Raw genomic sequence first — 15926 nt, forward strand, 5'->3', positions numbered from 1 at the left:
CCCGCTCGGCGGCGGCGGCCCGGTAGACGGCGGCGCGGCCCGAGCGGTCGGCGGCGCGCTCGGCGAGCCCCGGATCCACGACCGCCGCGACCAGCACGTGGTGCGTCCGGGTGAGCTCCGGCAGCGCCTGGAGGAGCGCGCGCGAGCTGCCGGGGGAGTCGATGGCGGTGAGGAGCACCACGAGCGACCGCTGCGACACGATGCGGCGCACGAGCCCGGGCACGGCCGTCCAGTCGGTCTCGAGCAGCTCCGGATCGACGGGCGCGAGCGCGTCGACCATCCGCGAGACCACGTCGCCGCCGGCTCCCGCCCGGACCCGCGCGCGGACGCGGCGGTCGTGCGCCACGAGGTCCACCCGGTCGCCGGAGCGCGTGGCGAGGGCCGCGAGCAGCAGGGACGCCTCGAAGGCCGTGTCGAGGCGCGTCTCGTCGCGGATCCGGCCGGCGGCCGTGCGTCCCGTGTCGAGCACGAGCACCACCCGGCGGTCGCGCTCGGGCCGCCAGGTGCGCACGACCACGTCCTGTCGGCGCGCGGTCGCGCGCCAGTCGATGGAGCGCACGTCGTCGCCGCGCACGTAGTCGCGCAGGCTGTCGAACTCGGTGCCCTGCCCGCGGACCATGAGCGCCGTGCGGCCGTCGAGCTCGCGCATGCGCGCGAGGCGGGACGGCAGGTGGCGGCGGGAGCGGAACGGCGGGAGGACGCGGACGGCGCCGGGGGAGAGCAGCGTCGCCTGGCGCGCGGCGAGGCCGAGCGGGCCGGCGGAGCGGATCGTGACGCGCTCGGTGCGGCGCTCGCCGCGGCGCGTGGGCGTGAGCGACAGGCGGATCGCGCGGCGCTCGCCCGCGGGGATCCGCACCCGGTCGCGCGTGGAGGACGCGCCGGCGGACGGCTGCCACGCGTCGCGCACGACGGCCCGCAGCGTGCGCGACCCGCGGTTCGTGACGAGCAGCACGCTCTCGCCCGTCTCGTCGAGGCGGATCCGCGCGGGCAGCACCCGCTCCAGCGCCACGGCCCGCGGGCTCCCGGCCAGCGCGAGGTCGAGCGCCACGAGCAGGGCGACGAGGGCGATCCAGCCGGCGAGGACCGCGTACGCCGCGTCCGGCCCGTCGCCGAGCAGGACGACGGGCACGAGCCCCACGAGGAGCAGCGCGACGGTGCGGCCGGTGAGGGCCATCTAGCGGCGCGCCACTAGATCGGCACCTGCACCTGCGACAGCACGCTGCGCAGCACGGCGTCGACGGAGACGCCCTCGAGCTCGGCCTCCGGCCGCAGCGCGATGCGGTGGCGGAGCACCGGCAGCACCATCTCCTGCACGTGGTCGGGCGTCACGGCCTCGAAGCCGCTGAGCCAGGCCCACGCGCGGCTCGCGGCCAGCAGGCTCGTGGATCCGCGCGGCGAGACCCCGAGCTGCACCGACGGCGAGCGGCGGGTGGCGCGCGCGAGGTCGACCATGTACGCGAGCACGTCCGGCCCCACCCGCACCTCGCGGACGGCGGCCTGCGCGCGGCGGAGACCGTCGGCGTCGAGCACGGGCGCGACGCCCGCGGCGCGGAGGTCGCGCGGGTCGAAGCCCTGGGAGTGCCGGCGGAGCACCTCGACCTCGGTGTCGCGCTCCGGCAGGTCGAGCACCAGCTTCAGGAGGAAGCGGTCGAGCTGCGCCTCGGGCAGCGTGTAGGTGCCCTCGTACTCGACCGGGTTCTGCGTCGCCGCGACGAGGAAGGGATCCGGCAGCGCGTGGCTCTCGCCGTCGACCGTGACCTGCCGCTCCTCCATCGCCTCGAGCAGCGCGGACTGCGTCTTCGGCGGCGTCCGGTTGATCTCGTCGGCCAGCAGGATGCTCGTGAAGACGGGCCCGCGGCGGAACGAGAACGCGCCCTCGCGGGAGTCGTAGACGAGCGACCCGGTGATGTCGCCGGGCATGAGGTCGGGCGTGAACTGCACGCGCGCGGTGTCGAGCCGGAGGGCGTGGCTCAGCGAGCGGACGAGCAGCGTCTTCGCGACGCCGGGGACGCCCTCCAGGAGGACGTGGCCGCGTGCGAGGAGGGCGATGATCATGCCGGTCACGGCGCCGTCCTGTCCGACGACGGCCTTGCCGACCTCGGTCCGGACGGCGAGCAGGCTGGTGCGGAGGTCGTCGGTCATGGGTCCATTCTCCTGGGCGGGGCGGGCGGGTCGGCGGGGTCGGCGGAGCGGTCGGTCGCGGGTGGTGCGTCGCCGTCCGGCGCGGCCGCCGCGGCGACCCGGCGCTCCAGCGCGGCGAGCCGGCCCGCGAGGTCGACCAGGTCGCGGTCGCCGCGCGGCTGGTCGTCGAGGAGCAGGGCGCGGATCCGGGCCGGGTCCTCGCGGAGGGCAGCGGCGGATGCGGCGACCACGTCGTCCACGGGGGCGAGCCGGCCGAGCGCGAGGGCGGAGGCGATGCGGTCGACCGTGCCGACCCGGAGGGCGTCGAGGGCGTGGCCGCGCGCGTCCGCCCGCTGGTACAGGCGCGCCCGGCCCTCGGCGGTCTCGTCGGCGCGGACGACGACGGGGAGCCGCTCGACCACGAGCGGCCCGAAGCGGAGGCCGCGCCACAGGGCCGCGGCGATCGCCGCGAGGGCCGCGAGCGCGATGGCGGGCGTGACCCAGCCGGGCGTCAGCTCTCCGAGGGTGGGCGCGGCGTCGGCGGCGGCGTCGTCCGGCGACGGCGTGTACCAGACGAGCCGCGGGCGCTGGCCGAGCACGCCGAGCGCGAGGGCGGCGGACCCGCGCTCGGCGACGCGGTCGTTGGTGAGGACCGGATCGGCGCCGAGCACCGTCACGGTGCCGCCGTCGTCGCGCGTCGACGGGACCTCGACGAGCGCCCATGCCGCACCGGTGTCGTCGGGGAAGCAGGTCGTGACGCCCTCGGCCGCCTGGCCGATCACGCGGAAGACGGGCGCGTCGGCGGGGAGCGATCCGGCCGCCTCGGCCGCCGGCAGCGCGCACGCCGCGTCGAGGGATCCGCTCGCCGACTCCGCCTCGCCGCCGGCCGCGACCGCGGGCGCGAGGGCCCTGAGCGTCCGGAAGTCCGGGGCGATCAGCACGGTGCGCGTCGTGAGGCCGGCCACCTCGGACAGCCGCGCGTCGTCCAGCCGGTCGGAGGTGGGCCCGAGCACGAGGGTCGTGTCGGCGCCGTCGCCCACGGCCGCGCGGGCCGCCGCGAGCGTGCCCACGACCTCGACGTCCACGCCCTCGGCGGCGAGCACCCGGGCGAGCGCCTGCGTGCCGTCGGGTGCGGCGCTGTCGGGCGCGAGCGGCTCCGTCTGGCGCGCCGCCCCGCCGAGCGCGAGGGAGACCAGGGCGACCGCGAGCGCGACGAGCGCCAGGGCGATCCAGCGGGCCGCCCGGCGGAGCGCGTGCCCGGCCGTGCGCGTCTCGGCGGTCGCGGGGCCGGCGTCCCGCGCGTCGCCCGTCGTCTCGGATGCGCCTCGCCCGGATGCGGGTCGCGCGGGGGCCGGGGCGCTCACGCGGTGCCCGTCCCGACCGGCTCGCGGCGCGCGGGGACGGCGGTCCGGAGCTCGCGGTCGAGCACGGCCAACCGGTCGAGCGACGCCTCCGTGCCGGGCCGGTCGAGGTAGCGGACGGCGTCGAAGTCCGCGGCGGCCGCGAGGAGGCGATCCGCGTGGGCGGGGTGGGCGGCGCCGGCGCGGCGGGCGAACCCGCGGGCCGTGGTGCCGGGATCCACCTCGACGATCGTGCGCTCGGCCTGCTCGCGCGCGATCGCCCGGAACAGGTCGGACACCGCGGCCGCGAGGTCCCCGGCGCGCCGGGCGGCGTCGGCGGAGCGGCGGAGCTCCTCGGCGGAGCGCCGGTCGTCGATCCCGAACAGGGCGTCGCGGTCGGCGGCCGCACGCCGGCGGTCCCGCCGGGGCGCGCCGAACACCAGGAACGCGACCACGACGACCACGACCGCCAGGAGCGCGATGAGGACCGGCACGACGCCGCCGAGCCCGTCGCCCGCCCCGGAGAACAGCCGCGCGATCCACTCGCCCACGGCCTGCGCCGCGAGGTCGAGCGCGGTAGGACGGGCCGCCTGGTACTCGGGGCGCGACAGCTCGTCGCCGACCAGGCGGCGGGCCTCGTCGGCGTCGGGGTCGAGCGGCACGGCCGCGGCGAGCATCCCGGGGGCGGCGGAGACCGCCGCCGCCAGCGCCGCCCCGATCGTCACGCGCGGCCCGCGGGGCGGACGGCGTACGGGTCCCGGGCGTCGGGTCCGGTGGCCGACGCGGATCCGGCGGCGCGCTCCTCGGCGAAGCGCGCGAGCTCAAGGTCGAGCCCCTCGCGGCGCATGCGGAGGTCGATGTAGACGATGGCCGCGTTCGAGGAGGTGACCACGCCGCCGACGCTGGCGACGACGAGGCTCACCACGAACACCACCACCTGCGACCCGATGTAGAAGGCCAACGAGGCGTCGAACGTCTGGAAGTCGAGCCGGCCGTTGGGGAAGAGCAGGGTCTGCAGGATGGAGGTGAGGAGCGTCAGCGGCACCGTGACCACGTTCGTCGCCACCTGGACGATGGCCGCGGTGAGCAGCAGGATCCCGAGCACGCGCCAGAACGAGCCCGTCGAGAGCCTCCACGACCGGCGCGCGGCGGCGAACGGTGGCAGCTCCTCGATGACGATGGCGCTCGGCACGAACGCCAGCCGCGTCGACACCCACGCCGCGACGACCACGAGCCCGAGCACGCCCAGCACGCCCACGAGGATCCCGAACGCGATCCCCGCTCCGCCCGCGAGCACGAGCAGGGCCACGATGCCGGCGAGGACGCCGAGCACGAGGGTCCACGCGGCGCTGATGACGACGCTCCAGAGCGCGAGGGGGCGGAGCCGGGGGAGCGTCATCCGCCAGAGGGCCCGCATCCGCAGGCGCTCGCCGAGCGTGCCGCGGGCGACCTCGTTCGCGATGACGCCCTGCAGGAACGCCGTGGCCACGAGGGAGAGCACGACCGTCACGAGCGCGGCGACCACGACGGCCGCGACGCCGCCCGCGATGAGCGGCCCGCGGTCGTCCTCGCGCGCCGAGAACACGCGCGTGACGACGAACCCGGTGACGCCGCCCACGAGAACGAGGGACACGAGGCTCGCGACGCCCTGGACGAGGAGCGCCGTGCCCACGGTGGCCGCCGGGTTGCGGCGCAGCGTCGCGAACGATCCCGCGAGGATCGCGCCGAGGCCGAGGGGGCGCAGGGGGAGGAGGCCGGGCTTCGGCGGCGGGGTCCAGCCGCCGGGCGGCGCCGTCCATCCGGCGGGCGCGGCGCTCCAGCCCGCGGGGGCGGACGGGGGGAGGGGAGGCGCCATCGGCGGCGGCGGGGTCGTCCCGTCCGTCCGTGCGTCGCTCCCCGGCACCCGGTCCGGTCCGGACGGCGCGGCGCCGGGCGCCTGCCAGCTCTGGTCGTCGCTCACGGGGGTCAGCCTCCCACACGCGGCCCGCCGCCGTCGGGCCGCCGCGCGCAGGCTGGGCGCCGCCCGCGCCCCGGGATCCACCGACTACCCTGGGGGTTCCGAGGACAGGGAACACAGGTCAGATGACAGCACGGATCCTGGTGGTCGACGACGACACCGCGCTCGCCGAGATGATCGGCATCGTCCTGCGCACCGAGGGCTTCGAGCCCTCCTTCTGCGGCGACGGCGGCCAGGCGCTCGCCGCCTTCCACGAGGGCAGGCCGGACCTCGTGCTCCTCGACCTCATGCTCCCGGGCCTCGACGGCATCCAGGTGTGCGACCTCATCCGCGCCGAGTCGGGCGTCCCCATCATCATGCTCACCGCGAAGTCCGACACGGCCGACGTCGTCAAGGGCCTCGAGTCCGGCGCCGACGACTACATCGTCAAGCCCTTCAACCCGAAGGAGCTCGTGGCGCGGATCCGCACGCGCCTGCGTCCCGCGGCCGCCGCATCGCCCGGCCTCCTCCAGGTCGGCGACCTGGTGGTCGACGTCGAGGGCCACGAGGTGCGCCGCGGCGAGGAGCGGATCAACCTCACGCCGCTCGAGTTCGACCTCCTGCACGCGCTCGCGAGCCGGCCGCAGCAGGTGTTCACGCGCGAGATGCTCCTCGAGCAGGTGTGGGGCTACCAGTACAAGGCCGACACGCGCCTCGTCAACGTGCACGTGCAGCGCCTGCGCGCGAAGGTCGAGGACGACCCGGACAACCCGCGCATCGTCATGACCGTGCGCGGCGTCGGCTACCGCGCGGGGGCAGCGGCCTAGACTCATGCGCCCCCTGCCCGCGTGGCTCGTCGAGTGGAGGTCGTGGCCGCGCCGCCTCGTCCGGATCTGGTCGGTCTCCCTCCAGTTCCGCACCGTCCTGCTCACGGTCGCGCTCTCCGGCGGCACGGTCCTCCTCATCGGCGTGCTCATGAGCCAGAGCATCTCGAGCGATCTCTTCCGCCAGCGCCTCGACACGGTGCTCGCGCAGTCGAACAGCGCCACCAGCCGGATGCAGGAGCAGTTCACGTCCTCCGACGCGTCCGACCAGACCGAGCTCGAGCAGCTGCGCACGCAGGTGTTCGACGAGCTCCGCGGCAGCGCCATCAACCTCTCCGACTTCGCGTTCCGGCGGACGCCCGGCACGGAGGCGCGGAACGTCCTGCAGAACGCGTCCACGGCGGACTACGTCGACAGCCTCCTGAGCGCGGACCTGCGGCGGGCCGTCGGCGCCGGCTCGGGGACGCAGCAGTGGCAGTCGGTCGCGATCCCCGTGGGCGACACGGGGCAGACGAGCCCCGGCATCGTCGTGGGCTCGAGCATCGACATCCCGTCGGCCGGCCGGTACGAGCTCTACCTGGTGTACGACCTCGGCGACATCCAGAAGACCCTCGACTTCGTCGCCGGCACGATCCTCGTGGCCTTCCTCGTCCTCGTCCTGCTCATCGGCGCCATCGCGTGGGTCGTCGTGCGGCTCGTGGTCGCGCCCATCCGGGTCGCGGCCGACACCAGCCAGAAGCTCGCGGCCGGCCAGCTCGAGGAGCGCCTGCCCGTCACGGGCGACGACGTGATCGCGACGCTCGCGCGCTCCTTCAACGGGATGGCCGACTCGCTGCAGTCGCAGATCACGCAGCTCGCCGACCTCTCGCAGCTGCAGCAGCGGTTCGTGTCCGACGTGTCGCACGAGCTGCGCACGCCGCTCACCACGATCCGGCTCGCGGGCGGCGTGCTCTACGACCTGCGGGAGGACTTCAGCCCGCCGGCGGCGCGCAGCGCCGAGCTGCTGCACACGCAGGTCGACCGGTTCGAGACGCTCCTCGCCGACCTGCTGGAGATCAGCCGGTTCGACGCCGGCGCGGTCGACCTGGTCACGGAGCCCACCAACCTCGTGCGGCTCGTCGAGGACTCCATCGAGGAGTTCGAGGGGCTCGCCGCGCAGAAGGGCTCGGAGCTCCGGCTCGTCGCGCCGGGCGGCTACTTCGACGCGGAGATGGACGCCCGCCGGGTGCGCCGCATCGTCACCAACCTCCTCGGCAACGCGCTCGACCACGGGGAGGGCCGACCCATCGTCCTCACCGTCGACAGCGGCCGCGACGCCGTGGCCCTCGCCGTGCGCGACTACGGCGTGGGCATGACGCACGAGGAGATGGGGCACGTGTTCGACCGGTTCTGGCGCGCGGATCCGTCGCGCCAGCGCAGCACCGGCGGCACCGGCCTCGGCCTCGCGATCTCGCTGGAGGACACGAACCTGCACCACGGCTGGCTGCAGCTGTGGTCGCGGCCGGGCGAGGGATCCTGCTTCCGGCTGACCCTGCCGCGCCAGCCCGGCGTCCCGTTCGACCGCTCGCCCGTCGCGCTGCCGCCCGACGACCCCGCCCACGAGGAGGACGCCCGTGTCCCCGGCCCCTGACCCCCGCCCCGCCCGCCGACGCCCCGCCCGCCGTCGCCGCGCGGCGCGCTCCGCCGCCGTCGCGCTCGCGACGGCCTGCGCCCTGCTGCTCGCGGGCTGCGTCTCCATCCCCTCGGGCGGCCCCGTCTCCGAGGGCGATCCGGCCGCCGTCGCCGACGAGGCCGGCGTCAGCTACCAGCCCGACGGCCCGCAGGCCGGCGACGCCCCGGACGACGTCATCGCGGGCTTCGTCGACGCGGCCACCAGCTCCGCCGACCAGTACGGCACGGCCCGCGAGTTCCTCTCCGCGGACTTCGCCTCGCGATGGGACCCGTTCGCGAGCGTCGTCGTGTGGGAGGGCCAGGCCGCGACGACCGAGGAGGTCGACGGGACCTACAGCTACTCCGTCACGACCATCGCCACGGTCGACGGACAGGGCCACTACCGCGAGGTCGGCAGCGACCAGGAGACGCGCCTGTCGTTCCGCCTCGTGCAGGAGCGCGGCGAGTGGCGCATCGCCGACGCGCCCGACGGCATCGCGCTGCGCTCGACGTACTTCCGCGAGATCTTCAGCGCGCACGCGCTCTACTTCTTCGACCCGACCTTCTCGTTCCTCGTGCCCGACCTCCGCTTCTTCGTCACGCGGGCGTCGCAGAGCGTGAGCACGCGGATCGTCAAGTCGCTCCTGCAGGGCCCGTCGCCCTGGCTGTCGCAGCCGGCCGTCGTGACGGCCTTCCCCGAGGGCACGCGGCTCGCGTCGTCCGCGGTGACGACGTCGGGCGGCACCCCGCAGGTCGACCTCTCGACCGAGGCGCGCGCGGCCGACGCCGTCACCCAGCAGCGCATGAAGCTCCAGCTCCGACAGAGCCTGTCGGAGATCCCCTCGGTGCTCGACGTGCAGGTCCTGGTGGACGGCACGCCGCTGACCGTGCCGGACCTGGGCGGTCGCGGACCGGTGAAGGACCCGCAGGCGGAGTCCCGCCCGCTCGTGCTCGCCAAGGGCGCGTTCGGCTACCTGGGCGGGGGAGAGGTGGCGCCGCTCGGCACGCTCGGCACGCGGGTCGCCGCCCTCGGCGCGGACGCCGCGACGCTCAGCGCGGACGGGAAGCAGGCCGCGGTGCGCAACGGATCCGGCGTGTGGTCGGTGGGCGACGGCGAGCGCGACGCCGTCCTCGTCGACACCCGCCCGGGCCTCGTGGCCCCGTCGCTCGACGCGCAGGGCTACGTGTGGTCGATCCCCGCGTCGGATCCCCGCGGCCTCGTCGCCTGGGGGCCGGACGGCGTCGGCCATCCCGTCGCCGTGAGCTGGACCGGCACGGGCCGCGTCGTCTCCCTCGACGTCGCCCGCGACGGCGCCCGGGTGCTAGTGCAGCTGGAGACGGGCGCCGGTCCCCAGCTGCTCGTGGCGTCCATCATCCGGGACGGCGGCGTGCCCACCTCCCTCACGGCCACGCCGCTCGAGCTCGCGTCGGCCCCCGGCACGCCGCTCGACGCGACCTGGGTGGACGAGCTGGAGGTCGCCACGCTCACCCAGGCGCCGAACGGCGACCGCCAGGTGGAGGTGCACGAGGTGGGCGGGAGGTCCCGCGACATGGGGACCGCCGCCGAGGGCGTGGGCATCGCCGGCGCGAACGACGAGAGCGGCCTCCGGGTCCTCACCTCCGCGGGCGCGCTGCTCACGCCGCGCGGCAGCACCTGGCAGCAGACCGCGACCGGCGTCTCCTTCATCGCCACCAAGCGCTGACGCCGTCCACGGATCCTCCCGGCCGCCCCCGCCCGTGCGGCGCCCGGGCGATCCTCGCGTCGTGGCCTCCGACCTCCCGTCCCCGCTCCGCTCCGCCCTGCTCGACGCGCTCGCCGTCGTCGCGCCCGTCTCCTGCGCCGGATGCGGGGCCCCCGACCGCGCGGTCTGCCCGGCCTGCGCGCACGCGCTCGTCGCCGAGCCGCGCATCCGCCGCCTCGAGCTGCCGGCGTGCCCGGGGCCCGGAGGCCGCGTGCCCGCCGCGCGGATCCCCGTCGGCTGCGGCGCCGCGTACGCGCCGCCCTGGCCCGCCCTCCTGTCGGCGTTCAAGGAGGCGGGCCGCACGGACGCGGCACGGGCGATGGCCCCGGTGCTCGTCCGCGCGCTCGCGGCGGCAGCGGACTCCGCCCTCCCCGCCGACGACGAGGATGGCGTCACCCGCCCGACGGGGTCCGGGTCCCTCGCGGTGCTGCCCGTGCCCTCGCCGGCCGCCTCCATCCGCCGTCGCGGCTACGCGCCCGTCGAGGTCCTCCTCGCGCGCGCCGGCGTCCGCGCGCTCCGCCTCGGGGCGCGGCGCCTCCCGCCGCTCCGCTTCACGCGCCGCCCGGCCGACCAGGCGGGCCTCGGCGTCGCCGCCCGCGAGGCGAACCTACGGGGGAGCATGGTCGCCCGGGCCGACCTCCGCGGGCGGCGGATCCTCGTCGTCGACGACGTCCTGACCACGGGCGCGACCCTCCGCGAGGCGTGCCGCGCGGTCCGCGGCGCGGGCGGCGAGGTGGTCGCCTGCGCGGTCCTGACGGCGGTGCCGGAGCGGGGTCGCGGCGGGACCCGTCGTCCGGCGACACCCGATGGCCGCTCCCTGTGCACTTCCGATGCGCCCGCGGTCCACCCGCCGGATGCCTCGCGCCGCGAGGGATCCGAGGTCTAGGCTCGCCCGAAAGGCGTGAAAGTGATCGCCCTCTTCCAGCGGGCGACGCGTCATGATCTGGAGGTACGTCATGGACATCAACATCACCGGCCGCAACGCGGAGATCACCGACCGGTTCCGCGTGTACGCCACCGAGAAGGCCGACAAGGTCGTCCAGCTCGCCGAGAAGTCCATCTCGCTCGACATCAAGGTCTCCCGCCACAGCGAGAAGTCCGGCGGATCCGCGGGAGACGACCGCGTGGAGATCACGCTCGTCGGTCCCGGCCCCGTCATCCGCGCCGAGAGCAGCGCCGCCGACAAGTTCGCGGCCTTCGACCTCGCCCTCGGGCGCATGCTCGAGCGCCTGCGCCGCGCGAAGGACAAGAAGAAGATCCACCGCGGCAACCACCGTCCCGTCTCGCTCCAGGAGGCGGCCACCGAGGGCTTCGCGCAGATCGACCTCGACCCCGCCGACGTCGAGCTCATCGAGCGGGTGAACGGGAAGAGCGTCGCCCCGGCTGACCAGCCGGCCGTCGAGGACGACTACTGCCCGGTCGTCATCCGCACCAAGGTCTTCCCCTCGCAGTCGATGACCGTCGACGAGGCCCTCGAGCACATGGAGCTCGTCGGCCACGACTTCTTCCTCTTCATCGACGCCGAGACCGACCGCCCGAGCGTCGTCTACCGCCGCAAGGGCTGGGACTACGGCGTCATCGGCCTGGCCGACGGCGAGCAGGAGCTCGCGGGCGCCGGTGCCGGCTCCCGGTCGCTGCGCCGCTGACGCGTTTCCGGTCCACGAGGCCCCGTGCGCTCCGGCGCGCGGGGCCTCCGTGCGTCCTCACCACCGGGGGTCAGGGCGCTCCCGGGAAGAGAGCCGGACGAGTCGGTACTATGGCGTTGCTCGTCGGCGGCGACATCCGCGCGCCGTCACGGCGGTCGTCGTCAACCGGCGCCCGCCCATCTACGCAGGGAGACACCGTTGGCCTCAGTACTCGAGAAGGTCCTTCGCGTCGGCGAGGGGCGCACGCTCCGCAAGCTGCAGAACTACGCCAAGGCGGTGAACCAGCTCGAGGAGGACTTCACGCACCTCAGCGACGAGGAGCTGAAGAACGAGACCGTCGAGCTGCGCGAGCGCCACGCCAACGGCGAGTCCCTCGACGACCTGCTCCCCGAGGCGTTCGCCGCCGTCCGCGAGGCGTCCCGCCGCACGCTCGGCCTCCGCCACTTCGACGTCCAGATCATGGGCGGCGCGGCCCTCCACCTCGGCAACATCGCCGAGATGAAGACGGGCGAGGGCAAGACCCTCGTCGCCACGCTCCCCGCGTACCTCAACGCCATCGCCTCGCGCGGCGTCCACGTCATCACGGTCAACGACTACCTCGCCAGCTACCAGAGCGAGCTCATGGGCCGCGTGTTCCGCGCCCTCGGCATGACCACCGGCGTCATCCTCGCGGGCCAGACCCCGCAGCAGCGTCGCGAGCAGTACGCGGCCGACATCACCTACGGCACGAACAACGAGTTCGGCTTCGACTACCTGCGCGACAACATGGCGTGGCAGGCGGCCGACATGGTCCAGCGCGGCCACTTCTTCGCGGTCGTCGACGAGGTCGACTCCATCCTCATCGACGAGGCCCGCACGCCGCTCATCATCTCGGGCCCCTCCGCGGGCGACGCGAACCGCTGGTTCACCGAGTTCGCCACCATCGCCAAGCGCCTCGTCCCCGAGGTCGACTACGAGGTCGACGAGAAGAAGCGCACCGTCGGCGTGCTCGAGGCGGGCATCGAGAAGGTCGAGGACCACCTCGGCATCGACAACCTCTACGAGTCGGCGAACACCCCCCTCATCTCCTTCCTCAACAACTCGATCAAGGCCAAGGCCCTGTTCAAGAAGGACAAGGACTACGTCGTCATGAACGGCGAGGTCCTCATCGTCGACGAGCACACCGGCCGCATCCTCATGGGCCGCCGCTACAACGAGGGCATCCACCAGGCCATCGAGGCCAAGGAGGGCGTCGCGGTCAAGGCGGAGAACCAGACCCTCGCCACCGTCACGCTGCAGAACTACTTCCGCCTCTACACGAAGCTCTCGGGCATGACGGGGACCGCCGAGACCGAGGCCGCCGAGTTCATGAGCACCTACAAGCTCGGCGTCGTCCCGATCCCCACGAACCGGCCCATGCAGCGCAAGGACCAGTCCGACCTCATCTACAAGAACGAGAAGGCGAAGTTCGAGCAGGTCGTCGAGGACATCGCCGAGCGCCATGCGGCCGGCCAGCCCGTCCTCGTCGGCACCACGAGCGTCGAGAAGAGCGAGTACCTCTCCAAGCTGCTCGCGAAGAAGGGCGTCCGGCACGAGGTCCTCAACGCGAAGAACCACGCGCGCGAGGCCGCCATCGTCGCGCAGGCCGGTCGCCTCGGCTCCGTCACGGTCGCCACCAACATGGCCGGCCGCGGCACCGACATCATGCTCGGCGGCAACGCCGAGTTCCTCGCGGTCGCGGCGATGAACTCCCGCGGACTCAGCCCCGTCGAGACGCCGGAGCAGTACGAGACCGAGTGGGACGACGTGTTCGCGGCGGTCAAGGCCGAGGTCGACGAGGAGGCGGAGAAGGTCATCGAGGCCGGCGGCCTCTACGTGCTCGGCACCGAGCGCCACGAGTCGCGCCGCATCGACAACCAGCTGCGCGGACGGTCCGGCCGTCAGGGCGACCCCGGCGAGAGCCGCTTCTACCTCTCGCTCACCGACGACCTCATGCGCCTGTTCAACAACGGCGCCGCCGCGAGCCTCATGGGGCGCGACAGCGTCCCGGACGACGTGGCCATCGAGTCCAAGGTCGTCAGCCGCGCCATCCGCAGCGCGCAGGGCCAGGTCGAGGCCCGCAACGCCGAGATCCGGAAGAACGTCCTCAAGTACGACGACGTCCTCAACCGCCAGCGCGAGGCCATCTACGGCGACCGCCGCCACATCCTCGAGGGGGACGACCTGCAGGAGCGCTCGCAGCGCTTCCTCGAGGCCGTCATCGACGACGTGCTCGACTCGCACATCGGCGAGGGCAACGGCGACGACTGGGACTTCGACGCCCTGTGGACCGAGCTCAAGACGCTCTACCCGATCTCGATCACCATCGACGAGGTCATCACGGAGGCCGGCAGCAAGGGCCGCGTCAACCGCGACTTCGTCCGCCGCGAGATCCTCTCCGACGCGAAGCTCGCCTACTCCAAGCGCGAGGAGCAGCTCGGTGAGGCCGCGATGCGCGAGCTCGAGCGCCGCGTGGTGCTCTCGGTCATCGACCGCCGCTGGCGCGAGCACCTCTATGAGATGGACTACCTGAAGGACGGCATCGGCCTCCGCGCCATGGCCCAGCGCGACCCGCTGGTGGAGTACCAGCGCGAGGGCTTCGCGCTCTTCCAGCAGATGATGGGCGCCATCCGCGAGGAGACCGTGGGCTTCCTCTTCAACCTGGAGGTCGAGGTGCAGGCTCCCGCGGACGCGGAGTCGGTCGGCCCGCGCATCCAGGCGAAGGGTCTCGCAGCCAACCAGGCCACGGCCGACAAGCTGCGCTACACCGCCCCGACCGACGACGGCAGCGTCGAGGTGCGCAACCAGCGCGGCCAGATCGAGAAGGCCGCCACGGCCAAGGCCCAGAAGGAGCAGGACGCGGAGGATGCCGTCCTCGTGGGCGAGGACGAGCCCGAGTCCCCGCAGGGTCCGCCCGCGCGCGGCGCCTTCGGACAGCCCACGGGTGGTGCATCCGCTGCTCCCCAGAACCGCGAGGAGCGTCGCAAGGCCGACCGCCGGAAGTAGGCGCCGACGCCGGATCCGGCGCAGACGCACGACAAGGGCGCCCCTCCGAGGAGGGGCGCCCTTGTCGGTGTTCGAGGCGGATGCCTGTCGACCGTCAGCCGGACGACGGCCGTCGACGGCGGTGACGACCGTGCAGCGATCGAGGAGCAGGGAGCCGGGGCGATACCCGGATCAGAGCACGTTGATCGCCGTGGCGCGCCAGCGGCGGTCGAGTCCTTCGAGGCGGATGGCGACGGCACGGGCGCGGGCGCGTCCGTGGACGACGATGACGGCCTCGATGACCCCGTCGCGGGGCGAGAACGAGGTGACGGTGCCGATGGTGAAGACCGGTCGCGTGACCGACTGCCCCTTGGTGCGACGGGCGCGTGCGCTGAGGACCACGCGCTTGAGCAGGTGCCGGTAGACGTCGTCGCTCACCCATCGCGCGATCTGGTCGAGCTCCCTGGCGCCGGCGAGGATCTCGATGACGCACCGCGTCAGGTTCTCCAGGAGCGGGCCGGACGGGGGGAGGTCCGAGCTGCTGCACGGCTGGCGTCCGAAGAAGTCGTCCACGTCGAACCGCTTGCGTGCGGTTCCGCGGACCGTCGCGGTAGGCGCGGGGGCGGCGGTGGAGCCGCCGGCGCGGTTCGATGCGGCATCGCCCTTCTCCGGGGGGATGGACGCCGAGGCGCGCTTCCGTGAACCGGTACGGCGCGGGGATGCGCTGTCGGCGCTCCCCGTGGCGGCACTGCGACGGTCGGGGAGGTCCTCCCGGGGCACTGCTTCACTCATGCGTCACTCCCATCCCGGTGCTCCCCCCCGATCGGGGGACCACGATGACTGGTCAACTGTGACATCGCGAGAGCCTGAGCGCATCTTCTGGAGGCAAGATGTGGACAACTGAGAGCGGATGTCAAGGAACGGACGCAAGGTGGCCCGGGTGTCCGAGCCCTCGTCGCTGTCCTCACCGCCCCTTCCCGTGCCCGGCGGAGCCGCATCGTGAGGTGGGACGCCCTCTTCGACGACCTCGAGGGGCAGTGGGAGACGGCGCAGCTGGCGGAGGAGCGGGACCGGCGCGCCGAGGAGGAGCGCGTGCGCATCGCGCGCACCGTCCTCCGCGACCGCCTGCGCGCGCTGACGGCCGTCACCGACCCCCGGCCGCTACGGGTCTCGCTGTCCGACGGGACGTGGATCGACCTGCGGGCCAAGGTCCTCGGGCGCGACTGGGTGTCGGGTGACCTGGTCGTGCCCGGGGAGTCCGGGTCCGGCCGGGAGCAGCGGGCGTGCATCCTGCCCCTCGTGTCGATCGACGCGCTCGCGCTCGACCGTGAGCAGGTGAGGGACAGCCTCGCGCCGACGTCCGCCCTCCCGCCGGAGCGCGGCATCGTCGACCGCATCGGCCTGCCGTTCGTGCTCCGGGACCTGTGCCGACGGCGTGCGCGGGTGGAGCTGCGTCTGCGCGAGACCGTCGTGGGCGGGACGCTCGATCGGGTCGCCCGCGACCACGTCGACGTCGCGGTGCACGATCCGGGGACGCCGCGGCGGGAGTCCGAGGTCGGGGGCTACCGGCTCGTCCCGCTGTCCGGCATCGTGCTCGTCCGCGTCTGACCGCGGGTGTGGACAACGTCCGACGCAGCCCGATCCCGTCCCCGACATTGACCCGC

The 15926-nt window shown here is 74.3% G+C and carries 13 protein-coding genes; 7 read left to right on the top strand and 6 right to left on the bottom strand.

What is annotated here, in order from left to right; genetic code table 11:
• The 5 genes from AWH51_RS06625 to AWH51_RS06645 all read right to left on the bottom strand — a co-directional run.
• On the bottom strand, positions 1-1174 hold a 1174-nt coding region (locus AWH51_RS06625; protein ID WP_063071317.1), incomplete at its 3' end, for a DUF58 domain-containing protein.
• A gap of 14 nt (positions 1175-1188) precedes the next feature.
• Positions 1189-2142: an AAA family ATPase gene (locus tag AWH51_RS06630; RefSeq protein ID WP_063071318.1), complete on the bottom strand. Its 954-nt coding sequence runs from the start codon at positions 2140-2142 to the stop codon at positions 1189-1191.
• Positions 2139-3485 carry a DUF4350 domain-containing protein gene (locus AWH51_RS06635; RefSeq protein ID WP_063071319.1) on the bottom strand — a complete coding sequence of 449 codons (1347 nt, stop codon included), beginning with the start codon at positions 3483-3485 and terminating at the stop codon, positions 2139-2141. The genes AWH51_RS06630 and AWH51_RS06635 overlap by 4 nt, the downstream gene beginning before the upstream one ends.
• On the bottom strand, positions 3482-4186 hold the full coding sequence (locus AWH51_RS06640; RefSeq protein WP_254654499.1) for a DUF4129 domain-containing protein: 705 nt from the start codon (positions 4184-4186) through the stop codon (positions 3482-3484). Before AWH51_RS06640 ends, AWH51_RS06635 begins: the two co-directional genes overlap by 4 nt.
• Complete coding sequence (locus AWH51_RS06645) at positions 4183-5421, bottom strand: glycerophosphoryl diester phosphodiesterase membrane domain-containing protein (protein WP_063071320.1); 1239 nt, start codon at positions 5419-5421, stop codon at positions 4183-4185. The genes AWH51_RS06640 and AWH51_RS06645 overlap by 4 nt, the downstream gene beginning before the upstream one ends.
• Before the next feature lie 122 nt (positions 5422-5543).
• Between AWH51_RS06645 and mtrA the strand changes: the two genes are divergently transcribed.
• The 6 genes from mtrA to secA all read left to right on the top strand — a co-directional run bounded on the left by mtrA (position 5544) and on the right by secA (position 14283).
• Positions 5544-6224, top strand: coding sequence for an MtrAB system response regulator MtrA (mtrA, locus tag AWH51_RS06650; RefSeq protein ID WP_063071321.1), 681 nt, complete (start codon positions 5544-5546; stop codon positions 6222-6224).
• Positions 6225-6228: 4 nt separating this feature from the next.
• Positions 6229-7851: an MtrAB system histidine kinase MtrB gene (gene mtrB / locus AWH51_RS06655; RefSeq protein ID WP_063071322.1), complete on the top strand. Its 1623-nt coding sequence runs from the start codon at positions 6229-6231 to the stop codon at positions 7849-7851.
• Positions 7835-9574, top strand: a complete 1740-nt coding sequence (lpqB, locus tag AWH51_RS06660; RefSeq protein WP_063071323.1) for a lipoprotein LpqB — start codon at positions 7835-7837, stop codon at positions 9572-9574. Before mtrB ends, lpqB begins: the two co-directional genes overlap by 17 nt.
• Positions 9575-9635: 61 nt before the next feature.
• Positions 9636-10499, top strand: coding sequence for a ComF family protein (locus AWH51_RS06665; protein WP_254654500.1), 864 nt, complete (start codon positions 9636-9638; stop codon positions 10497-10499).
• 70 nt (positions 10500-10569) lie between these two features.
• Positions 10570-11259: a ribosome hibernation-promoting factor, HPF/YfiA family gene (hpf, locus tag AWH51_RS06670; RefSeq protein WP_063071325.1), complete on the top strand. Its 690-nt coding sequence runs from the start codon at positions 10570-10572 to the stop codon at positions 11257-11259.
• A 198-nt stretch (positions 11260-11457) separates the two neighbouring features.
• Positions 11458-14283, top strand: coding sequence for a preprotein translocase subunit SecA (gene secA / locus AWH51_RS06675; RefSeq protein ID WP_063071326.1), 2826 nt, complete (start codon positions 11458-11460; stop codon positions 14281-14283).
• Between the two features lie 171 nt (positions 14284-14454).
• On the opposite strand, the gene AWH51_RS16460 is transcribed toward secA, so the two are convergent.
• The gene (locus tag AWH51_RS16460; protein WP_254654501.1) at positions 14455-14835 is read right to left on the bottom strand and encodes an Rv3235 family protein; all 381 of its coding nucleotides are present in this window, start codon (positions 14833-14835) and stop codon (positions 14455-14457) included.
• A 426-nt stretch (positions 14836-15261) separates the two neighbouring features.
• Here AWH51_RS16460 and AWH51_RS06685 point away from each other — a divergent pair, with 426 nt between their 5' ends.
• The gene (locus AWH51_RS06685) at positions 15262-15870 is read left to right on the top strand and encodes a hypothetical protein (protein WP_063071328.1); all 609 of its coding nucleotides are present in this window, start codon (positions 15262-15264) and stop codon (positions 15868-15870) included.
• Positions 15871-15926 lie beyond the last annotated feature (56 nt).

It is taken from the genome of Clavibacter tessellarius, assembly GCF_001618005.1.
Lineage (GTDB): Bacteria > Actinomycetota > Actinomycetes > Actinomycetales > Microbacteriaceae > Clavibacter > Clavibacter tessellarius_A.

Coding starts and splice junctions, on each gene's coding strand:
- AWH51_RS06630 (WP_063071318.1), bottom strand. CDS start 2,142: ATGACCGACGACCTCCGCACCAGCCTGCTCGCCGTCCGGACCGAGGTC.
- mtrA (WP_063071321.1), top strand. CDS start 5,544: ATGACAGCACGGATCCTGGTGGTCGACGACGACACCGCGCTCGCCGAG.
- mtrB (WP_063071322.1), top strand. CDS start 6,229: ATGCGCCCCCTGCCCGCGTGGCTCGTCGAGTGGAGGTCGTGGCCGCGC.
- hpf (WP_063071325.1), top strand. CDS start 10,570: ATGGACATCAACATCACCGGCCGCAACGCGGAGATCACCGACCGGTTC.